At 39.4% G+C, this 22,071-nt stretch carries 17 protein-coding genes and 1 tRNA gene; 11 read left to right on the top strand and 7 right to left on the bottom strand.

Going from position 1 to position 22,071, the window contains the following annotated elements; all coding sequences use genetic code 11:
• Positions 1-108 precede the first annotated feature (108 nt).
• The 3 genes from L2730_RS20015 (at position 109) to L2730_RS20005 (ending at position 6,051) form a co-directional block, all read left to right on the top strand.
• A complete protein-coding gene (locus tag L2730_RS20015) occupies positions 109-804 on the top strand; it encodes an RluA family pseudouridine synthase (RefSeq protein WP_428848479.1) in 696 nt (231 codons plus the stop codon).
• A 283-nt stretch (positions 805-1,087) separates the two neighbouring features.
• Positions 1,088-3,667 carry a M1 family metallopeptidase gene (locus tag L2730_RS20010; RefSeq protein WP_248976199.1) on the top strand — a complete coding sequence of 860 codons (2,580 nt, stop codon included), beginning with the start codon at positions 1,088-1,090 and terminating at the stop codon, positions 3,665-3,667.
• Positions 3,668-4,056: 389 nt separating this feature from the next.
• Positions 4,057-6,051 carry a bifunctional metallophosphatase/5'-nucleotidase gene (locus L2730_RS20005; RefSeq protein WP_248976198.1) on the top strand — a complete coding sequence of 665 codons (1,995 nt, stop codon included), beginning with the start codon at positions 4,057-4,059 and terminating at the stop codon, positions 6,049-6,051.
• A 119-nt stretch (positions 6,052-6,170) separates the two neighbouring features.
• On the opposite strand, the gene L2730_RS20000 is transcribed toward L2730_RS20005, so the two are convergent.
• Positions 6,171-7,214: a site-specific integrase gene (locus L2730_RS20000; RefSeq protein WP_248976197.1), complete on the bottom strand. Its 1,044-nt coding sequence runs from the start codon at positions 7,212-7,214 to the stop codon at positions 6,171-6,173.
• A gap of 408 nt (positions 7,215-7,622) precedes the next feature.
• On the opposite strand from L2730_RS20000, the gene L2730_RS19995 reads away from it, so the two are divergent.
• Positions 7,623-8,120 carry a hypothetical protein gene (locus tag L2730_RS19995; RefSeq protein WP_248976196.1) on the top strand — a complete coding sequence of 166 codons (498 nt, stop codon included), beginning with the start codon at positions 7,623-7,625 and terminating at the stop codon, positions 8,118-8,120.
• A 138-nt stretch (positions 8,121-8,258) separates the two neighbouring features.
• On the opposite strand, the gene L2730_RS19990 is transcribed toward L2730_RS19995, so the two are convergent.
• Positions 8,259-9,284 carry an ecdysteroid 22-kinase family protein gene (locus tag L2730_RS19990; protein WP_248976195.1) on the bottom strand — a complete coding sequence of 342 codons (1,026 nt, stop codon included), beginning with the start codon at positions 9,282-9,284 and terminating at the stop codon, positions 8,259-8,261.
• Between the two features lie 127 nt (positions 9,285-9,411).
• Between L2730_RS19990 and L2730_RS19985 the strand changes: the two genes are divergently transcribed.
• Positions 9,412-9,801, top strand: coding sequence for a glycine zipper family protein (locus tag L2730_RS19985; RefSeq protein ID WP_020912621.1), 390 nt, complete (start codon positions 9,412-9,414; stop codon positions 9,799-9,801).
• Positions 9,802-9,863: 62 nt separating this feature from the next.
• Here L2730_RS19985 and L2730_RS19980 read toward each other — a convergent pair whose 3' ends face one another.
• The 3 genes from L2730_RS19980 to L2730_RS19970 all read right to left on the bottom strand — a co-directional run bounded on the left by L2730_RS19980 (position 9,864) and on the right by L2730_RS19970 (position 14,214).
• Entirely contained in the window at positions 9,864-10,355 is a 492-nt protein-coding gene (locus L2730_RS19980) for a DUF6702 family protein (RefSeq protein ID WP_248976194.1), read from the bottom strand.
• Between the two features lie 3 nt (positions 10,356-10,358).
• Positions 10,359-12,812 carry a M1 family metallopeptidase gene (locus L2730_RS19975; protein ID WP_428848478.1) on the bottom strand — a complete coding sequence of 818 codons (2,454 nt, stop codon included), beginning with the start codon at positions 12,810-12,812 and terminating at the stop codon, positions 10,359-10,361.
• 349 nt (positions 12,813-13,161) lie between these two features.
• A complete protein-coding gene (locus tag L2730_RS19970; RefSeq protein ID WP_248976193.1) occupies positions 13,162-14,214 on the bottom strand; it encodes a hypothetical protein in 1,053 nt (350 codons plus the stop codon).
• Between the two features lie 288 nt (positions 14,215-14,502).
• On the opposite strand from L2730_RS19970, the gene L2730_RS19965 reads away from it, so the two are divergent.
• From L2730_RS19965 to L2730_RS19950, 4 genes are all read left to right on the top strand, one after another.
• Entirely contained in the window at positions 14,503-15,057 is a 555-nt protein-coding gene (locus L2730_RS19965; RefSeq protein ID WP_248976192.1) for a GNAT family N-acetyltransferase, read from the top strand.
• Positions 15,058-15,072: 15 nt separating this feature from the next.
• Positions 15,073-16,413 carry an NAD(P)/FAD-dependent oxidoreductase gene (locus tag L2730_RS19960; RefSeq protein ID WP_248976191.1) on the top strand — a complete coding sequence of 447 codons (1,341 nt, stop codon included), beginning with the start codon at positions 15,073-15,075 and terminating at the stop codon, positions 16,411-16,413.
• A 68-nt stretch (positions 16,414-16,481) separates the two neighbouring features.
• On the top strand, positions 16,482-16,757 hold the full coding sequence (locus tag L2730_RS19955; protein ID WP_248976190.1) for a hypothetical protein: 276 nt from the start codon (positions 16,482-16,484) through the stop codon (positions 16,755-16,757).
• A 132-nt stretch (positions 16,758-16,889) separates the two neighbouring features.
• The gene (locus tag L2730_RS19950; protein WP_248976189.1) at positions 16,890-17,219 is read left to right on the top strand and encodes a hypothetical protein; all 330 of its coding nucleotides are present in this window, start codon (positions 16,890-16,892) and stop codon (positions 17,217-17,219) included.
• A 455-nt stretch (positions 17,220-17,674) separates the two neighbouring features.
• Here the strand turns inward: L2730_RS19950 and gap are convergent, their stop codons facing one another.
• Entirely contained in the window at positions 17,675-18,685 is a 1,011-nt protein-coding gene (gene gap / locus L2730_RS19945; protein WP_020912629.1) for a type I glyceraldehyde-3-phosphate dehydrogenase, read from the bottom strand.
• A gap of 216 nt (positions 18,686-18,901) precedes the next feature.
• Positions 18,902-19,738 (bottom strand): DUF2989 domain-containing protein, encoded by an 837-nt coding sequence (locus L2730_RS19940; RefSeq protein WP_248976188.1) that lies wholly within the window; start codon positions 19,736-19,738, stop codon positions 18,902-18,904.
• Positions 19,739-19,958: 220 nt separating this feature from the next.
• Between L2730_RS19940 and L2730_RS19935 the strand changes: the two genes are divergently transcribed.
• Positions 19,959-21,395, top strand: coding sequence for a glyceraldehyde-3-phosphate dehydrogenase (locus tag L2730_RS19935; protein WP_248976187.1), 1,437 nt, complete (start codon positions 19,959-19,961; stop codon positions 21,393-21,395).
• Positions 21,396-21,974: 579 nt separating this feature from the next.
• Positions 21,975-22,050: transfer RNA gene (locus L2730_RS19930), tRNA-Gly, on the top strand.
• The last annotated feature ends 21 nt before the right edge of the window (positions 22,051-22,071 follow it).

The raw sequence follows: 22,071 nt of genomic DNA, 5'->3' as shown, positions 1-22,071 counted from the left end.
GTGCATTATCGTAATAATTCTTTTCCCGATAAACTGTTACTTCAGTCGTTGAATCGCAAAGCTTGCTGTATGATTGCTGCCAATTCTTTAGTACATACGGTTTCACATATGCTCCCTGTGGTTGATGATTTTATTGCGCCTCGTTGTTTTGAAGAGATAACCATTCTTTATCAGGATGAACACATACTCCTTATCAACAAACCTTCTGGTTTATTATCATTATCAGGTAAAAATCCAGCAAATATTGATTCCGTTCATTACCGCTTAGTTAAGAATTTTCCTGGTTGCTGTTTAGTGCATCGATTGGATTTTGGCACTTCCGGTGTGATGGTTATTGCGCTGAATAAGCAGATTAATGCGCTGTTGTGTCGACAGTTTAGCGAACGTACGGTATTAAAGCGTTACACGGCATTGCTGCTGGGAGAGTTGACTGAAACCACTGGAATAATAACTGCCGCTATCGCTAAAGATAGACCGAACTTTCCATTGATGAAGTTATGTGAGCAAGAAGGCAAGGCCGCGCGCTCTGTTTACAATGCTCTGGCAATAGAGGGCTTTCAAGCTGACAGCTCAAGCAAAGCGATTACGGTAACCCGAGTAGAGTTGACGCCAACAACCGGGCGTACTCACCAACTTAGGATCCATAGCCAGTATTTAGGTCATCCCATTATCGGCTGTGACCTTTATGGTAGCGATTACTCCCAGCAATTAGCGCCGCGACTAATGTTACATGCAACTCGTCTAGAATTTGCCCATCCAGTCACTGGCATCAAAATGCTTGGCTATAGTCCATGTCCATTTTAGACGCCGTTTTGGAGTCGTTTACTGAAGTTGATTTATTCACTATTTAACGTTTTATACTGTTAAAGCTGACTGTGTCATGAATTGTTACAACATGCTTTAGCACACTGCATGTTGTTGCTCCCGCCGCTGTTAATTATTTGTTATCTTACTTGGGTAAAGCGTTACCGCTTGTAAAACTTCTAGTCGATTTTACACCAGTATCGCTACTCTTTTAGCCAAAAAATCGATGCAGACAAAAGCATGGAAGCTCGATTTAGCGCAAAACAAGAAAATAGGAATTTACATGTATAGAGTCGTTACGGCCTCTTTGGTCACACTTTCTTGTGTAACTAGCTTTAATACATATTCTAACGAATACGTATTAAGTAAAGTTGCCGAGCCTATCACGCAGTCGGTGAAGCTTAATCTAGATCCACAGAAAGAAAATTTCTCAGGTAGCACCACAATAGAACTTATTGTTAAAGAGTCCACTCAGCAATTGCAGTTAAACGGATTAGAATACACTGCCAGCAATATCTTGTTAGCGGGCGCCAAAGACTGCCAAATGGCAGCAACAATGCAAGACACCGGTGTCGTTTTGTTTGATTGTAAGCATGTCATAGAACCTGGTAAATACCATCTTTCTATGGATTTTACCGCGCCCTATAATAGGCAGTCTGTTGGTCTGTATAAGACGATTGATGGTGGCCAGCCTTATTTATTTACTCAGTTTGAAATGAGTGATGCGCGCCGAGCGTTTCCAAGCTTCGATGAGCCAGGTTACAAGATCCCGTATCAAGTGACTATTACAGCGCCGAGTACTGAAAAAGTTTATAGCAACACGCCAGAGCTATCGGCTAAAGAAAAGAATGGTTTAACCACTCATGTTTTTAAACAAACTAAACCTTTGTCGTCTTACCTTATTGCATTTGCAATAGGGCAATTTGAAGAGATAGAAGTTAATGGTATGAAAGTCCCTGGTAGAGTGATTACGACTAAAGGGAAAATTGAGTTAGCACAGTACGCAGCTAAGAAAATGCCGGAAGTGTTGGCGGCTTTGGAAGATTACTTTGGTGTTGATTACCCTTATGAAAAGCTAGATACCGTTGCGGTGCCAGAGTTTCCTTTCGGCGCGATGGAAAATGCCGGCCTAGTGACTTACAGAGAAGACATTCTGTTAGTAGATGAAAAAAATGCTAGCCAAAATAGTAAAGAACGAGCGGTATCGATAATAGCCCATGAGCTAGCACACCAATGGTATGGCAACTTAGTGACCATGCAGTGGTGGAATGATCTTTGGTTAAACGAAGCATTTGCTAGCTGGATGGCTGCAAAAATTACCCATCAAATTCACCCTGAGTTTGAATCTGATCTTTCTCTTTCGAAAAACTATGTGATGGCGATGGATGCAAGGGTTTCAACAAAGCCTATCCGTAAGCCTATTAAAACTGAAGCGGACATCATGGACGGTTTAGGTCTAGCTTATAGTAAGGGGGAAGCCGTGCTTGATATGGTCGAAAACTATATCGGTGAAAAAGAGTTTAAGGCGGGAATACGTCAGTACATCAAAGATCATGCTTTTCAGAATACTCAAGCAGATGATTTATGGAATGCGCTTTCTAAATCTTCAGGTAAGGATGTCGGTGCGGTATTAGGTACATTCATTGAGCAGTCTTCTTATCCTTTAATAAAAGTGGATCTTAAAGGCAATAAGCTGACATTAACACAAAGCCGATTTGTTACTGCTGGAACTAAGGCGAAAGATCAAACTTGGACAGTGCCTGTTTCTATCAAGTTTGGTAAAGGTGGCAAGGTTGAACATAAAACAGTTTTGTTAACGAAAGAGAGCCAGACTGTGGCGTTATCCTTTGCACCAGACTGGATCTATCCAGATTCCGATGCAATGGGCTACTATCGCTGGTTATTAGAAGAGGCGCAGATGCAATCTCTACTCGCCAATGCTAAAACACAGTTAACTCCTCGGGAGCGAAAAGCTTTAATCTCATCTGCAGATGCATTACTTGATGCTGGTTTCGTTTCTGGGGGCGAGTTGCTTAACATCCTTGGCGAGTTCATTGACGACCAACATCCAGAGATAGTTTCTACTGCATTAGGTTACCTACAGTCTCAAAAACGTACATTTATTGATGAAAGCAACAAAGCACAATGGGCGAACTTTATCTCTCAGCGTGCGAGTAGTGCGATTGAAAAATACGGCGTAGAAGCTAAAGCCAATGAAAAGACCGCAATTAGCAAGCTTCGTCCTACTTTGATCAACTTGTTGGCGTTTGAAGCCAAAGACAAAGACATTATTGCAACAGCGACTAAGCAAGCTAAGGCGTATATTGCAGGAAACGATCAAGTTGATCCTTACCTTATCGGTACTTATCTTACCGTAGCAGTGTATTACGGCGATGAGCAGTTGCTAAATCTCGTTAAGAGTGAGTTTGAGAAGACTAAAGATCCACAAAAACGTACTCGTTTAATGAACGCCTTAGGTTATGCTCCTACTGAAAAACTGCAAGATGATATGCTAGCTTATTCACTGACAGATAAGATCAATGCCCCTGATTTGAGATATGTTTTGTCTGGACAGTCATATACTGAAGCGCGTCGCTTACGCTTTAGAAATTGGGTTTATGCTAATTACTCAACGATAAAAGATAAGCTGCCTCCATTTGCGGTAGCAAATATTCCTTATTATACCGGTTCGGGCTGCGAGTTAAGCTCACTTGAAACCACCGATAAGTTTTTTGCACCTAAGTTAAAGGCAAATCCAGAGTTTAAAAGAACGCTTGCAAAGTTAGATGAAAGCGTTCGCAATTGCGTAAGTCTAAAGCAACGTGAACAAGCAAGTGTTGCTAGTTACCTAAAGCAATTCTAAAGTAAAACGCTTCGAACAAAGCCAGCTAATACGCTGGCTTTTTTTTATAACATTTATAACTCTTTTTGGAATTAGTTGTCTTTTTATTGCTCACAAATAAGTAACCAAACACCGCTAAACTTAAAACAACATTTCAACAGGTGTGCGATTTTTCACACTTCAGAGTATCCAGTTAATCGATTAAACAAATCAACTTCTGCAGCTGTGAGGTTCTATATTTCTAAAGGTATTCTACAGTTAGCTCTTTATACTTATTGTTGATATAAACCTTCACTACCTGTAACTATGTTGTTGTATATGTTGAATTTACAAGGTATTAACCTGAGTGGTTTCTCTAAATAACTTCTGCTATTTTGTCGGCGGGTCCTAAATAAAAGAAGAAAATCATAATGAAACTACAAAAAACAATGATTGCAGTAGCCTTACTAGCGGCGCTTTCTGCATGTTCAAATGATGATGACGATAAGCAGAGTAATGATGGATTTAAGCTGACGATCGCCCATATCAATGATACTCACTCCAATTTTGATCCTGTTAAGTCTAGCTTTACTATGGGAAAAGACGGTGAAGTTGTTTTTAATGAATTTGGTGGCTATCCAAGACTGTTAGAAGCTGCTAATGAAATTAAAGAAGAAACAAGCCAGCCTTTGCTGTTTTTGCATGGTGGAGATGCTTGGCAAGGTACCGCTTATTTTAAACTGAATGAAGGTACTGCAAACGCCGATCTATTATCACAAATGGGCTTAGATGCAATGGCGCTAGGCAATCATGAATTTGACCTAGACACCGCCAAACTAGCTAACTTTATCGACAGCGTTAATTTCCCAGTTCTTGCAAATAATATGGATGCAGGTTTTGACTCTTCTCTGAGTGGTTCTAAAAACTTAAAGCCTTATCAATTATTTGCTTTTGACGGTTCAACAAAGCGCAAACTTGAAGATGTTACTGACGTAAAAGAAAATGAGCAAATCGTCGCTGTTATCGGTGTAGTACTCGAAGATATGCCCACTATTGCAACGGGTACTGGTGACGTTAAATTTGAAAATGAAATCGCCTTCACCCAAGTAACAGTTAACGCACTAAAAGCTCAAGGCGTAAATAAAATTGTAGTATTATCCCATATCGGTAATGCACGAGATATTGCACTAGCTGAAGGTACTACTGACATAGATGTTATTGTTGGTGGCCATTCTCATACATTATTAGGCGATTTTACGGATTTAGGTCACGGTGATAATGGTGTGTATGCTCAGCTAGTAAAACAAAAAGATGAAGTAGGGCAAACGTGTATTGTCCAGGCTGGCCAATATGCACAAGCTATTGGAAAGGTTGATGTAAAATTTGGCAGTGAAGGTGAGCTTTTGTCTTGCGCAGGTCAAAATACACTGCTGAGCAATGAAGAGTTTTACAAAGATGGTAAACGTGAAGAAAGTGATCTGCTAACTGGCGCCGATCACGAAAAAGTAGCAAGCTTCATTGATGAAACTGCACTTATCGATGATGTAGAAGAAAATAACGATATGCGTGTTCATATTGATGCAACTTATAAACCTGCACTAGAAGAAGCATACGGTGAAGTTGTAGCAAATGCTCCACAGGAGATAAACCATGAGCGTCGCCCTGGTGACGGAGGAACAGACAAACACGGTTCTGATGTAGCGCCATTAATTGCTGAAGGTATGGTCTATTGGGCAAACCAAACGGATGTAAATTCTGTTATCGGTAAGAAGGTACAGATCGGCTTAGTTGGCGCTGGTGGCGTGCGAACTGATATAGCTTCTGGCGAGTTTAGAGAAGGGCATGCAAGCCTTGAACTATTACCATTTTCAAATTATCTATCTGTTCTGACTATTAGTGGTGAGGTACTAACAGACCTATTAACTTCTACCATTGATGCGACACTTCCAGTTGGTAGCCATGCTGGTAAGTTCCCGTATGTGGGCGGTATGCGTTATACCTTTACTGAAGAGGTTAAAAATACCAGTGGTAATATAAGTTCAATTGACATAAATATTGGGACTGAAACTGAACCTCGTTGGGAACCTATTAGCAGTACCGCTGACTACGTAGTCATTGTTAATAACTATAATGCTAGCGGTAATGATGGTTGGAACGCATTAGGTGATGCTCAATTGCAAGCAACTGACCGAGTTGATCTTGTTAAAACTTCTACAGGTTATAAAGCATATAAAGTTGATCATTTAACTTATAATTCAACAGAGAATACATATAGCGTTGTATACGCAGATAGCGTACCAAGTTGTGATGATAAAGGCATCGATATCTGTAATACAGATGCTCTTTCTTTCATAGATTATGCTGAAGAAAAGGTTGTTTTAGAATCGTTACCATTTGAATCTACAACAGTGATCTATAAAGATTAAATACGCTTTATATTATAAAAGTATAGTTAGATAAATTCTAAAGGGTACTCTATAAGAGTGCCCTTTTTATTTAAGATAATAGCTTTGAGAATTCTACAGTTTCAATATTTGATATATTTCTAGTCGTTAGGTTTTAAATAATGATTTAACGATCTTGGATCGGTATGGCCAGTACGCCCCATGATGTAAAGATGATCTTTATTGTTTTCATGTAGTTGTGTAACGCAACCGCTTCTTAAACTGTGAGCTCCATAAAACCTAGGATCTAAATCAGCTTTATTACAGTAGCGTTTTATCAATTGGTAAATGTCATCACCACGTAAGAAACCTTTGCCTGAGTTAGCATCTAACACTTGATAGTCTCTAATATATCTGCCATCTCGAGTTAGTGATCTAAATAAGTGACCTTCCGTTATTTTTGCAGCATTAATCCAGTCCTTTACCGGTTCGTAAGCTGAAAACGTTTCTTCCTTTGGTAGCACTTTCCACTCTCTTTGACCTTGCTGATTACTCTTAGAGTAGGGCAGCCTAACTTTTAATTTGTCTCTTAAAAAGCTTAAGTGATTGACTTTTATATTCGCTAACTCCGATCGTCTAAATCCTCCTTGAAAACCCAATAAGACAATAGCCTTATCACGTTTTTGAGTCAGAGCCTGACTTTGGCCTTCAATAGCTTGAATAAGCAACTCAAGTTCATCATACATAATTGGTTGCTGATCATAGTCCGAAACTATTCGAGTGTGGTTGCGCATAAGTCCACGCATAACTCGAGTCACTAAAGGATGCTCAGTTGGTGAGGGGCTACCTGATTGAATATGATAAAAACGAATAGCCGCTAATCGACTATTGATAGTTTGAGTTGATAGCTGGTGACCACTTTTGGCTTGATAAAAATCTTTTTGATGACCGATAAAGGAAATAACCGTTCTTGGATCGGCAGGGTTTGAGCTTAGCCCATGAGTTTCGCAATAAGTTTTGAAAATACCAAAGCTTGAACGATAAACTCGCCGAGTGTTTTTAGAAATTTCATAACGGGTTTCTTTGGCTGCACTTTCAAAATCATTAAGCATCGAAATTGGTAGTTCAGCTTCTTGGTAAAAGTCATTGTTACCGCTAGTGCTCGATACTTTATTGGAAATGGGGCTAATATGCTTTCGACTCATTTCCTAACTTACCTCTTTATATATCGTTAATTTATGGATTTAGCACCAACATAAGCAAGATAGTTTATCTATTTACTACAGTCACTACCAGTGATAATCGTCATTATCACTGGTAGTGGCTAAGTTATAAGCAAATGAGAACAAAACAGCTAGGTTTAGCCGAAATAAACAACAGTGGAAGTTATCGGTCAAAAACTTATAGCTCAAAAAGCTATTTTTGATAAAGACGCTATTATGCTAAGTTAAGGCAGTTTACTTCTTATCGGACTATCTCAATTATTAATATGGTTACACCATTTTAATGGCTATCAAAAATAGTCACCCCAATCACTTGTTTATCTGTTAGTTATTCAATATTATTCCCAATATAAATGGTATAACCATACTTTAAAATTGATGATTAAGCAGATGGATGATACAAAGCAAGAGTGGCAATACCACGGTAATAAACCAATAAAGGGTCGTAAACTATTACTGATCCAACAAAGTGAACTTGTTATAGCGTTACCACTTATCTTTAGACTCATACCTAAAGAACAAATTTCAAGAAGGTCAGCTTGGTTTGAAAGTAGCGGCGAGTCAGAATTACAATTCTTAAAAATATCAGAGTTACTTTCATTAGTGGCTCGAAAGCGAAAGCAAAGTGTGGATCTAAGTGTAGAGTTAGAGCAGCTAAATTTTTGTTTAAACGAAATGTTTAGCGATTACGGTTGGCGTATGGTCCGAAAGGAATTAGCACAAATAAAAAAACGTAAAAAGAAATCCCACATAGAGTTAAGCAATGACCTTGTTCATAGACTCAAAGCATTTATGTCGTTAAAGCAACTAGACAGTTTTGATCAAGCAGTTGATCATTTACTGAGTGATTGTGAGAAAATACGGAGTGATAATGGCGAAGTAGAATAAAAAGTTACCTTAATCTGTAAATAGCTCTCCCTTAACTATCTTTTGCGTTGTAACCTTAAGATAGTTAAAGAGCCATTACTTTGGTTTTGCTCAACAATTTAAAAGCTGAACAAAATGATTTTCCGAGGATAGGTTAGATTAACTACATTGAATTTTGTTAAGTGCTGCCATTGTTCTTTTTTGGCTAAATACAGTGCGCTTGTTATGTGTTGGCGCCCAACCAGCGAGAAACCGTTCAAAGTCGGCCCATGCTATATCGATCAATTCACGCCATTCCGATTCAACTTCTTTAAAACAAACCTTACTGTTTAACTCTTCTATACTTGTCTTTAGGTGGCTAAAATAAACATCGATTAACTCGTCAAAATGTTGTTCAAGAGTTGTTTCATCTAGACAGCTACCCAGAAAATATATCACGTCCTTCATGCCGCATCCGGCACCTACATATTGAAAATCTACCGCTGCTACTTCTGATAAATCTTCAGAAAAACAGAAGTTTGCAATTTTTGCATCACCATGGACTAAGGTCTTAAATTGACAGTTATTAAGCTTCGCATTAAGTAGTTCTGCACAGCGTTTAAGCTCACTTTCCTCCATGGCGTTATACTCAGTAAGTCGAGTATCTAAATACCAGTAAGTGCCAATCGGCCATAGATTTTTTGGCCAATCCTCAATCACTTCTAACTGTAAATTAAGCGCATGAAATCTCGCTAGCCAATCTAGACAAGTACCTGCAACCTTGATCGATGCGTTTGAAAGTCTTATTGGATAACCATTAGAATCTAAATCAGACATTACAATTATTTTTGAATTTGGACACCCTTCATTAAAGTTTTCTTGGGCAATAAACTTGGGAAGCGCACAAATCGGTTTAATGGTATTAGCCCAATTTTGATAAAACTCTGCTTCGACATTATAGGAGGTTAGCTTTCGTTGATGTGCGACGGCTCCATTCCATCCTCGTGGGTGTTCTTGGATAGTCGGCGGTGAGATATGTTTTACAATAAAGCGACCATAAAAGGGATTGGACTTATCTTTATTTTCATAGCGGCCAATTTCCCCATAGCCTGACCAAAGTGATTGGACTATTTCAACTTTTTCAAACTGAGTTGTTCCTAAAAGAGCAGACAATTTTTCTTCGAGTTTCGCTATATTTTTTGTCAATTTAAAAACCTAGTCTAAGCCTTTGTACCATAATTGGTAATACAGGTACTTTTACGAGTGTGATGTGTTTTTGCATTCTGTTAGCGTACTTGTCAATTATTGAATTAGAACAGCGAAGGTGCGCCCTATGAATAAAAGCATGCTCATGATTATATTACTGCTGGTTTCATCAAATGTTACAGCAAATATCATTGTAGATAAAACAGGAGTGGATGAAAAAGATTATATCTATGATCTGCACCAATGTACTGAATTATCAACCCAAGTTCAAAAAAAGGACACTAGTAGTAGTGCGGTTGGTAGTGCTGCCAAAGGGGCTGCTATTGGTTCAGCGGGTAAAGCAATAGCCGGTGGGTCAGGGACTGATGGGGCCAAACAAGGTGCTGCTATCGGGCTTGGACTCGGCGTGCTATCTAACGGTAGAAGTCGACGCAATGATGCTGAAAAATTTGAAGCAGAACAACAAAATGTGGTTAAAAACTGCATGGTAAATCGTGGCTATGTAGTGCTGAATTAAATTTGATTTGCTACAAATTAACAAAAGGGCTAACACTTAATAAGAGTTAGCCCTTTAATATATTATTCAGTCAATGATACGTTAAGCCATTGGTCGCTATTGTTGAATAGCAAAGATTGTAACTCGCCTTTACCCTCAATATTGACCAAATTTAACTGGGCTGGCCAAAGTTCTTGTAGCGCTCCGTTTGAAATGGATAGCCCAGTGACTCGGTTTGGTATCGCCGTTTCTTGGTAAATCCAAATATACTTGCCATCAAGCTCTAAACCAACAAACTTAAGCGGTAGCTTTTTAGAATGATTAGTTTCAATCGCAAACTGCGTTTGCACATATTCTGCAAAGCTATTTTGGGTGGCTTTACTGCTTAAAATATCAGCGCTGGGATCAAACAGATCCTTGACCGCATGCTCAGCATCATGAAGATAAAACTTGTGCATCACTTCAATATTATCAACTCTATGGTTAAAGCTAATGGTAGTGGTAGCCATCTTTTGCTGATGTGCGCATACTGAATGAGAGATTAATCCAATGAAAACCGCGATAATTAATTTCATATATTAACCAGCCTTTTCTGAATTTGACTCTTCATCATCTTCATTTTTAAGTTCTGTTTTAATATCCTGCATAATATCCCGTTTAACTTTTGCCTTACTTTTCTCTTTTTTGTAGGCTTCAATTCTTGATGGAATAATCCTGCGCGGAAAGTAGTTGTTGTTCAAATCAACATCCGCTGTTTGCCAGCTAGGATCGATTTCAACTTCTTTTAGAACTTTGTCAGACACGATGAGCTTATTGACTGACTTTGGACTTCTGCGCCAGATCTCTGCTGGGATGTTTAGCGCTTCTACGCTGCCATCTTCATAAGTCAATTGCAGCAATATGGGCATAACAAGTCCGCCTAGGTTTGAAAATTCGAGCACGTAATAATTTTTATCCTCTTTAATCGCTCTTTTTATGACGTCACGTTCCCAGGGCTCTAACTTTTTAATAAATTTATTGTATTTATTTCTCTCTTTATTGGTAACTGTATATTCATCGTTAGATTCATAAAAATCGGTTACATCTGGGTTAAGATCTATCCAAGTTTTAAGCCCTTCCTCTTTGTTTCTATCTATTGCCATAGGAGTAGGTTTATCCTGCTCCATTTGGCGTTCGCGAGCAAAGTCGATATCTGGATTTTTAGTATTCATTCTAAGCTTGTAGACCTTGTCGATTGAAATATCTACATGATCCGTGGTGTAAAACCATCCTCTCCAGAACCAATCTAGGTCAACACCCGATGCTTCTTCCATGGTTCTAAAAAAGTCAGATGGAGTAGGGCGTTTATACTTCCAGCGAGTGGCATACTCTTTAAATGCAAAATCAAAAAGCTCTCGTCCAAGAACAACTTCTCGTAAAATATCTAAAGCGACAGCGGGTTTGGTGTAAGCATTAGGGCCGAGTTTCAATACACTATCAGATTGAGTCATAACCGGGACTTGCACTGTAGATTTCATGTATTCAACGATGTCGCGCGGCTCTCTAGCCCAATGAGATTCAGTTTCCCATTCTCTTTTTGCAACGGAGTCTAAAAAGCTATTAAGCCCTTCGTCCATCCATGTCCACTGCCTTTCGTCTGAGTTCACGATCATTGGAAAGTAAATATGGCCAATTTCATGGATTACAACACCGATCAGAAAACGCTTTTCTGACAATGTATAGGTTCTGCTACCATCTTCTTGTAATTCGGTGCGCGGCCCGTTGAAAGTGATCATTGGGTATTCCATTCCACCTACGGGTCCATTAATAGATTGAGCAGTTGGATATGGGTAATCAAAAGAATATTTTGAATATACTTCCATGGTATGGATGATAGATTCTGTAGAATATTTTTTCCAAAGGTCGCCACCTTCCTTTGGATAAAAAGACATCGCCATGACTAAAGGGCGTTTAGTAGATTGCTGCTGGTAACCTTTAGCATCCCACATGAATTTTCTCGAGGAAGCCCATGCAAAGTCGCGTACATTTTCAGCTTCAAAATGCCAGGTTTTGGTACTACTGGTTGCTGCTAGCTCATTTTCTAAAGCTTCAGCTTCGGTGACTATGAAAACCGGTCTTTTACTGGTTTTGGCTTTTTCAAAACGTTTGCGCTGCGTTTTGTTTAACACGGAATTAGCATTGGCTAATTCACCTGTAGCCGCAACAATATGATCGGCTGGTACAGTTAATTCAACATCATAGTCACCAAACTCCAAGGTGAATTCACCACTGCCTAAGAAGGCTTTATTTGTCCAAGCCTCATAATCTGTGTATGCGTGTAATCTAGGAAACCACTGCGCAAGTTGAAATATGTCATTGCCACCATCACGTTTATCGTCAGGGAAGTGCTCGTAACCACTGCGGCCACCAACGGCTTTTTGCTCGGTAATGTTAAAAGCGTAGTCGAACTCGAACTCTACTTCTTTACCTGGTTTTAGTGGTTCGAGTAGATCAATTCTCATATTGGTACCGACAATTGTCACATGAAGAGGAGTGCCACTGACTGTGACTTCACCTATTTCATATCCGACATTATTGTCAGCTAAAAACTGTTGACCACGTAATGTTTTTAAACTGATTTTAGTCGGCTTACCATTAACGCTATTAGCGAGTTCAGATGGACTCGAGAAAGTGCGAGTCCGAGTGGCGATAGAGTCCGCTTTATAGTAGTTCTGATCTAACTGAAGCCAAAGATATTTGAGAGTATCAGGAGAGTTGTTTGTGTAAGTGACGGTTTGCTCGGCTTCAAGGCGCCTTTTATCTTCATTTAGAGAGGCCTTAATTTGATAATCTACCTGCTGTTGCCAATATTGGTGTCCAGGTTCTCCTGCTGCATTTCTATAAACATTGGGAGTGGGCAGGTCTTCATCTAACTGACGAAACTTATCTTCAAAGTCACCTTTAGATTGTTTTATCGGTAACGCGTGCACTGGTAAAGCTAAACCAGCAATTACTGCGCACAGTAATATGGATGAATTTTTATTCTTATTCACTGGATACATCTCTTATTATTACAATGACATTGCGTCATTGCCTATTTTCATGGGGTAGTTTTAGGAAAGTATACAATAGACTCGATACACTAAGATAACCCTGTTGCTAAAAGGTTTTTTGAGTTATCACATATATGATCTAACGCTTTATTGGTCTACCAAAGCGAATTAATTGCAGTTACCTTCTTGTTGCCAGCATATTATATCGCTAACTAACTTATGTTTAGCGTCTTCATTAAACACAATATACTAACGATTAACAAAGGTTTACAATTTTCACTTTATACACTTTGAACTGGATATGCCGTTCTAATCATTTGAAAACTTGCTGGTGACTTTTATATTTGGGTCAAAGTGGAAAAGCCGGAGATTGGCACACTTTGACCTCGAAATCATATCCATATGGTTTCGACATATCAGGGCTGATCTCTAGAATTTCATAATCATTAAGTTCAACAATATGAGCATTATCAGAAATAGCGCAGCGCGACTTTCCATCAGCTTCTAATTGATAAGCAAAATGAGCGATTAGCTCTCGAGTTTTCTGAGAATAAAGCGCACGTAGCTTCAACGACTTATTTACACTGGTATTAATTTCCTGTTCTAAAGTATCTAAAGTTTCATTACTTGGCTGCTTACTTTCGACGCTAGGAGATTCGAGTTGCTCTACAGCTTTTTGTTGTCTAATTGTCTCTAACTCATCAACCGAGTCAATAATGACTTTTTCAAGGTCTGATTGTTCTATTGTTTGGGGATGGATACTGAGCAATTTCGGATTATCTAAGTTTTCCTCTATCACCGCATCGACGTCACTGAGCAGCGCCAAATGATACAGTAAAATACTGGACAGAACGAGGCGAAACAGCATGGTCCATTTTTGATAATGCTGCAAATTAGTTAGATTAAAGCCACTAATGCCAAAGGGTTTTAATAACAAAAGGACAAATAGATAAAAAGGAACAAATATTTGAAGAAGTAATAGAGCTATAACACTAATCGCCAATGTCCACGCCGGTAAATATAGCAAAATTGCGAAGTTATGCGTGTAACTAAAATGACTCGAAGAGACACCAACGACCTCATTGACTACGGAGGCGGCCCCCGCTAATGCAAAGTTAGCGATGACAGCATAGAATAGCAGAAGTACTGCTTTTCCTGCTAGAGAGTGCCAAACTCGCGCAAATAGTGGCCAAAACTCAGCGAGCAAACCAACGACGGTTATAGCTGCTACAATGGCTAAACTATTGCTAAAACATAATAAAATAAACGCAAAAAGGTAAAGTTTTTGAACAAAGCTAAGCTTACCAAAAAAAGTAAGTAAGCTATCATATACTCGATTGTTGATGTTTATAATATAACGCGCAACACTGAATGTCGGTGGTAAAAGCTTACTTTTAGACACTTAACTGATCCCTGTTCACTATCAATTTAAAGTATTATTACTTAAGTTATAAGCTGATAACATAATAGAATTCAGAATAAAAGTACAAACTTAGCAGCATCGTGGACTAAAAATTAATTTGATTATACTGACCAATTCCTGCAAAGCCATCAAACGTATCGTCGTTAGTAAAGCTTCTATATCTGTCTCCGTTTTAAAAATTGACACCATAGGTTTTTATCAATTCAGTATTTGGTTAGGGGTATGCTATTGTGCCGATTAATCTTAATAGGATAAAAATAATAAAATATGATTATTGAAATTACAGATGCTTACTTCGATGAGGTGATTAAGTTAGGTAACCTCGTTCATGGGAAAGGTTATTTAGACCATCATTCTTTGTCGATGATTGTTGAAAAAGGTTATAAGAACGGCATTAATAGCTGCTTTGTGGCATTGGAAGCTGACAAATTACTTGGGTTTCGACTCACCTATGCCGCCGAGCAATGGGAAATAGATAAGTGGTGCACACCAAGCAAGTGGGCGGTGCCAGCTGAGTATGTTGGTTATTTTAAGTGCAATACTGTTGCTGAAGAGGCTAGAGGTAAAGGCTTAGGCGGCTTGCTATTGCAATCTTCTGTGGCAGCGCTAAGGAGCCAGGGCGCTCGAGCAGGGATTAGCCATTTATGGAAACAAAGTCCAAATAATTCAGCTGTGCGCTATTTCAGTAAAGCGGGGGGCAAGCTTATTAAAGAGCACCCAAATCGTTGGAATAATAGCAGTGAACACCCTGACTATATTTGTGTGATCTGTGGTTCAAACTGCACATGTACCGCAAGTGAAATGTTACTGACTTTTAACTAACTGAATTAGATTTTTATGAATAGTGAACTTTTTGATCCCCTTTATAGCAGCAGTCCTGCAAACTTAACACCTTGTCGTTCATACTGGGCAAGCACTGCATCGTTAGGACAAGCTAGCCCAGTATTGTCGGGGAATCGAAGTGTTGATGTTGCTGTAATAGGCGGCGGTTATACGGGGTTGTTGAGTGCATATTATCTGGCAACTGATCACAACATTGATGTCTGTGTATTAGAAGCCAACCAAGTTGGCTTTGGTGCTTCGGCAAGAAATGCTGGTTTTGTATTAAAGGGTTCAGGAAGGCTCGGCTACAAGCAGATGGCAACGAAGTGGGATCTCGATACCGCAAAGGGAATTTATAATGAGTTTAGCGAAGCGGTGTCTAGAGTCGATGGGCTGATCAACGAGTTCAATATCGATTGTGAACCGCAACAAAAAGGCTATTTAAAGGTAGCGCATAACAAAAAAGCATTAGCTCAGCTGCAAAGTGCTGCTGGGTTTATAAAGAGAGAACTTGGAGAAGATGCTGAGCTTATTACGGCTAGCCGTTTTAAAACAGAGTTTATGGACCATCAACAAGCCTATGGTGCGTTAAGATTAGCTGATGGCTTTGGTGTGAACCCTTTAAAGCTATTACTTGGTTATAAATCAATGCTGCAAGCAAAGGGTGTTGAACTTTATGAAAACACCTGTGTTACCGAATGGCTTCCAGAAGGTAACCAACACCGCCTAATAACCTCCAAAGGTGAAATTACAGCCAACAAAGTCATCACAGCAGGAAACGCCTATACGCCTAAATCGTTCAATTCCAGTATTGATAATCGTTACTTACCAATACTCAGTAATGTGATTGTTACCGAGCCATTATCAGAACAAGAGCTGCTTAGTTGCGGCCTCAATACTCATCAAGTGACGATGGATACTCGAATACTTAAATATTATTACCGCTTGTTGCCTGATAACAGGCTACTTTTCGGTGGCAGAGGCGCGATACAAGGCAAAGATGCACACAATCCTATTTATCAAAAACGATTAAAGTATGCGCTTGATAAGTGTTTTCCACCACTGCGCAATAAGGCTGTCGCTTACAATTGGACGGGGTGGATAGCCGCAGCACTAGATGATATGCCACATGTATATGCCTCAAACGGCGTAGGTTACAGTATGGGCTATTGTGGTTCGGGTGTCTCTTTCAGCACACAAGCGGCGTATAGGTTAGCTGAACAAATCGCAGGAAAATCCGTTCCAGCCTTGCCACTTTATCAAGTACCGCTACCTAAATTCCCATTACCGCAACTTAGACGTGTCGGTCAATGGGGATATTACCATTATGGTTGGTTAAGAGACCGATTTATTTAGCCTGCTCAACACAGCTCCCCCTAGTTGTGCTACCTTTATAGACTGATTTTTTTATTAGGACAAAGTTCGTGAAAACACCTGTAGACAAGATGCTAGATCAACACCAGCAGCTCGTTCACTCTGAAAATGTATCTGTTTTATCTCATGTTCAACGAGAAAAAGATGACTGGGTGCTGCATACGGTCATGATAGAAAATTGCGATACAGCGTTCAAATTTAAACGCCGTAAAAAATATAAATGCTTAAAAGGTGCGCGAGTCAATATGACATACTATAGCGCTACAGAAGGCATCGCAGGGTTTGAAATTGATGTGTTTAAAGTGGTACGTATAAAACGTAGTTAACATAGTCATTGTGAATACATGCAGTAATGTATCTCATACGATTAAGCCTAGGTACAGCTAACAAGCAATATAATCTCTTATAGAAAGTGACTTCCATCGTAATTGGAAAATCTTATTTTTGAGAGGTGTTAGATGTATTCAAGTAGACAACTAAATAGGCAGCATGCAGGTTTAGCCGCACAGATTATAGTTGATGAAAAACTATCGGTTTTATGCGACTCAGTTCAAACATCAATTAAGCTAACACAGCGAGCATTACTCAAACGATGCCTAGAGAGTAACCTTATCTCCTCAATGACATTACTCAGTCACAAATCTGAAGCGCTTGAACTACATAGAGCAATTTTGAGTGCTGAGTTAGGTGAAGTAGAACAAAAGATATTATTGGGTTATATCGACCAAAATATAGAAATGATAGATGATTACCTTTGTATTAATCCTAAAGTGCAAGAAAAACACTAGTCCTATTCTATCGTTCAGTAAGAGTTTAGCGGCTTGATCGTTGCTGCACATTATAGCTCTACCTTGCATTGTTTGACTGGCGCACATTTGATTAGTGCGCCAACATTACCCGTAATCGTATAACGTCTTGTATTAACACTAATAAAATATTGCTCTACGTCACCTCTTAGCTGCTTTTTAGTGGGAGTTGTTGTTACTACATAATCTTTTTATGCCTTACCATCGCAACTTCGCACTAACTCCTAAATCCATTTAGTCGTGTACTCAGTGTTATTGATTTTACTAAGGGAATGACCATTGGTGGCAACCTATGCCGTGAATAAAGTCGGTTAAATCCCTACTGAATCACGCAACTTCAGTTAGAACGGGTATAGTTTATTAGCGTTATTGTTTTTTATAACTAGACACAAAAAAGCCCAGCATTGCTGGGCTTTTAAATCTAAGCTGTTAGCTAATTACTTTGCAGACATTAACGCAACAGCGTTGTCTAGCATGCGGTTACTGAAACCCCATTCGTTATCATACCAAGCCATAACTTTAACTAGACGACCATTAACGCGAGTTTGAGTCGCATCAAAGTTTGAAGAGTACGGGTTATGGTTAAAGTCGATAGAAACCAAAGGCTCATGGTTTACAGCTAGCACTTCGCTCAGTGGAGCAACAGATGCAGCTTTTTCAATGATAGCGTTAATCTCTTCAACAGTGGTGTCGCGAGCTGCTACGAATGAAAGATCAACCAGTGATACGTTTACTGTTGGTACACGTACTGCTAAACCGTCAAACTTACCAGCAAGTTCTGGTACAACTAGACCCACTGCAGCAGCAGCGCCAGTGCGTGTTGGGATCATCGACATTGCAGCTGCACGAGCACGGCGTAAATCAGTGTGGTAAACATCTGATAAACGTTGATCGTTCGTATAAGCATGAATGGTTGTCATTAGACCAGATTCAATGCCAATCTCATCATTTAACGGCTTAGCAAATGGTGCTAAACAGTTTGTAGTACAAGACGCATTAGAAATTACAGTCATATCGCCAGTAATTTCGTCATTGTTAACACCGTAAACAACCGTTGCATCAACGTTCTTACCTGGTGCAGAGATAATGACTTTCTTTGCGCCGGCAGTTAGGTGAGGTTGTACAGACTCTTTAGAAGTAAATATACCTGTACACTCGAAAACAACGTCTACGTTAAGCTCATCCCAAGGAAGTTTCGATGGGTCGCGCTCTTGGAATGTAAGGATCTTATCTTCATTAACAAAAATAGCATCGTCAGCGTGCTCAACTTTTGCGTTGAAGCGACCATGAACAGAATCATATTTTGTTAGGTGAGCATTGATTGAAGCATCGCCTAGATCATTTAACGCAACAATTTTGATAGGGTAGTTCTTTTCGCTTTCATATAGAGCACGTAGAACATTGCGGCCGATACGGCCATAGCCGTTAATTGCAACTCGGATAGTCATCTCATATCCCTCAGGTAAAAGTTTAAATAGAATCTGGTAGTAAAATTACCAAACTGACAGCCACCGTCAAGCAATATCGACCAATTAGGCGCGATTCCCTTAACAATTTAGGTAATTTTTTTACATGGATCGCGTATTGGGCTATTTTTCAGCTAAATTCAGGCAATGTTTGTAAGTTGGCAAACATATTGCCGAATACAAATTACACGAACCATTTTAATTAACTGCTTGGTCTAAATCCTGTTCCAAGACAATTTTTAGCTTACTTTGAGCATACATTCCAGATTCTAGTACATTAGCCAAATTTTCAGCTTCTTTATCTAACTTTTCTTGCAAAATCTTGTTGCCTTGGAGCATTGCTAACATCTTCTCCTCCACAAAATTAGCATCTGTCATGATTATATTTGTTTTTGATAGCAAGTAGTGCATCTCTGGGCGATTTTCGTTTTTATAGAGGGTAGCTAAAGCCAACAACCAATCTGGGTCAAATGAGACTTTGTCTGCACCAGATAATGTAGCAGCGTACAACCTTTTTGATTTACTGGGGTTACTCTTTAAATAATGAGCTGCTAGCTGGGCTTTGAGCCTAATATCTTTAATCAATCCATTTTTTTCGGCGTCGAATAACACTTTTCCAGCTTCTATATCGTTAAACCTAGACCAATGATAATAAGCCAAATGTGGATCTTGGCTGCTTTTGGTTGTCTCTTGCAGTTGAGCTAATGTCTGAGAACTTAACCCAAAAGCACGAGCACGATCGTTGCTGCGCTCAGGATGCAAAATATGCTGTACGCCTGCAGCGAGTTCAATACACTTATTGTAATCTTCTAAGTACAATAATTGGTCGAATAACTGCTCGCCTGTAGGCTGCTCTGTCATCTTTAATAGGTATCGATTGCGAATTAGGTCGCCTTTTTCGAATCTACACCAACTATCTTTATGTAGATCTGAACAAAGTTCAGGATTTTTGTTACATATCTTTTGGGTATTTGAGGTTGGTTCGCAGCCAAATAGACCAAAAAAGGCCGTAATTCCTAGAAGTGATGTAAACATTACAAATTTTCTACTCAAAACAGGCTCCATGCGCATTTTTATCTAATTAAATTACATCGTTATATAAAATATCTGACTAGCCTGAAAGGCCAGTTTTCATTACAATAGCGCCGACCAAACGGGGAAAGACACCCTACATAACCTAGATTATTGGTCTTTTCTTTTTGTTACTCAAACAATTCTGGTAAAAAATCAGAAAAGTGAGATAAAGGATCTGTTAATGAGCGCTGATAAACACCTACAAAGCTGGCAAGAACGTTTCGAAATGGCAGAGGCTATGCAGCCTTTACTTGGTAAATTATATCGTAACCAAGGTGTAGAGGTTGTCGTATACGGAAAACCACTACTTAACGCTTCTACCATTGAAATCATTAAATCACATCGTTTAGTTCGCCGTCATGTCGGCGAAAAACTAAGACTACGTGAAAGCTTTCCATTTATCGAAGCTTTAAGCAAGTTAGCGGTAAAACAGTGCAAAGTCGACATCGGTAAACTGGCTGTTAATTACTGGCGTGAATATAAAGATGCTAGCCAAATCGAAGCTTACATGAGCAGCGAATTGTCAGCAGCAATTACACAAGAAGATACTGAAGAAGCAAGAGACGTTGTGCTATACGGTTTTGGCCGTATTGGTCGTCTTCTAGCTCGCTTGTTAATTGAAAGAACAGGTGTGAGCAACAAGCTTAGACTTCGTGCAATCGTCCTTCGTGGTGGACGTAAAGGCGATCTTGAAAAACGCGCAAGCCTGCTTCGTCGTGACTCTGTACATGGTCCATTCAATGGCTCTGTAGAAGTTGACGAAGAAAACAATGCAATCATTGCTAACGGTACTTATATTCAAGTCATCTACGCAAACTCTCCTGATGAAGTAGATTACACTAAGTACGGAATATCTAACGCACTAGTGGTTGATAATACGGGGATATGGAAAGATGAAGCAGGACTTGGTCTACACCTTAAATCAAAGGGCGCAACTAAAGTTCTATTAACTGCTCCTGCGAAAGGCGCAATTAAGAACATCGTTTATGGTGTTAACGAATCTGACATTCTTGATGAAGATACTATCGTATCAGCAGCAAGCTGTACGACCAACGCTATTACTCCTGTACTTAAAGCTGTTAATGATAAATATGGCATTGTAAATGGTCACGTAGAGACCATTCACTCATATACCAATGACCAAAACCTTATCGATAACTACCATTCAGCAGATCGCCGCGGTCGCAGTGCACCTTTGAATATGGTAATTACTGAAACCGGCGCAGCTAAAGCCGTTTCTAAAGCCTTACCAGTGCTTGAAGGTAAGTTAACAGGTAACGCTATTCGTGTTCCTACGCCAAACGTTTCAATGGCAATTATTAGCTTGAACCTTAATGGCGAAACTAATAAGCATGAGATGAATGAATACTTAAAAGATATGGCGCTGCAGTCTGAGTTGCAAAATCAAATCGATTTCACTGAATCGACAGAGATTGTATCAAGTGATTTGGTTGGCTCTCGCTATGCTGGTGTTGTTGATTCTCAAGCAACCATTGCGGATGGTAACCGTACTATTCTTTATGTTTGGTATGACAACGAATTTGGCTATAGCTGTCAGGTAGTTGGCGTGATGCAAAAAATGTTAGGTCTTAACTATCAGTCATTGCCACTTGGCTAAGCCTGAATAGAGTTAATACTTAGAAAACGCCTCTTTATAGAGGCGTTTTTATTTGTTGGTTAGCGCTAGTTTTCAATAGAGCGCCAGCGCACCACACCACTTAAGCCCATAGTTAGGCAACACTCAATTCTAGCTCCAAATGTTCTCAACAGCACTTGTTTAGCTAAAAGGCTCAATGACTCACATTAAACGGCCTTTACATAATGAAGAGGTGTTGGACCCAGCAGCCTCAAAATTGTCAAGTAGTGCATTTAAAGCATTCTATTTAGCCAAAAAGCCAATTATTTAAAACTAAATGACTCGTTTTTTTAGACATGACTTTAATATGCCCGTCTTCATAAAGCTAAACATTTCCATCTTTAGTATTATTTGTAAGCATTCAATAACACGGCAGCGCATTGATATTGTTCAACTAACGATCAATGAGAACAAAAAACGTTATCTTTGATGATTTTAACGTCAAACAGTTATAAAAAACATTTTTCTCGATTGACTATGCAGAGTAAATCGGTAGAATGCCATTCCGTAGTCAAGGGGAAGCGAACTAAGCAAGAACTTGATTACAGATTAAATTGAAATGCGACATTAGCTCAGTTGGTAGAGCGATACCTTGCCAAGGTATAGGTCATCGGTTCGAACCCGATATGTCGCTCCAATTTAATATGGCGCGATGGCA

Source organism: Shewanella kaireitica (assembly GCF_023284045.1).
Lineage (GTDB): Bacteria > Pseudomonadota > Gammaproteobacteria > Enterobacterales > Shewanellaceae > Shewanella > Shewanella kaireitica.
The sequence above is the reverse complement of the archived record's forward strand: the minus strand, read 5'-3'. Positions and strand labels throughout refer to the sequence as shown.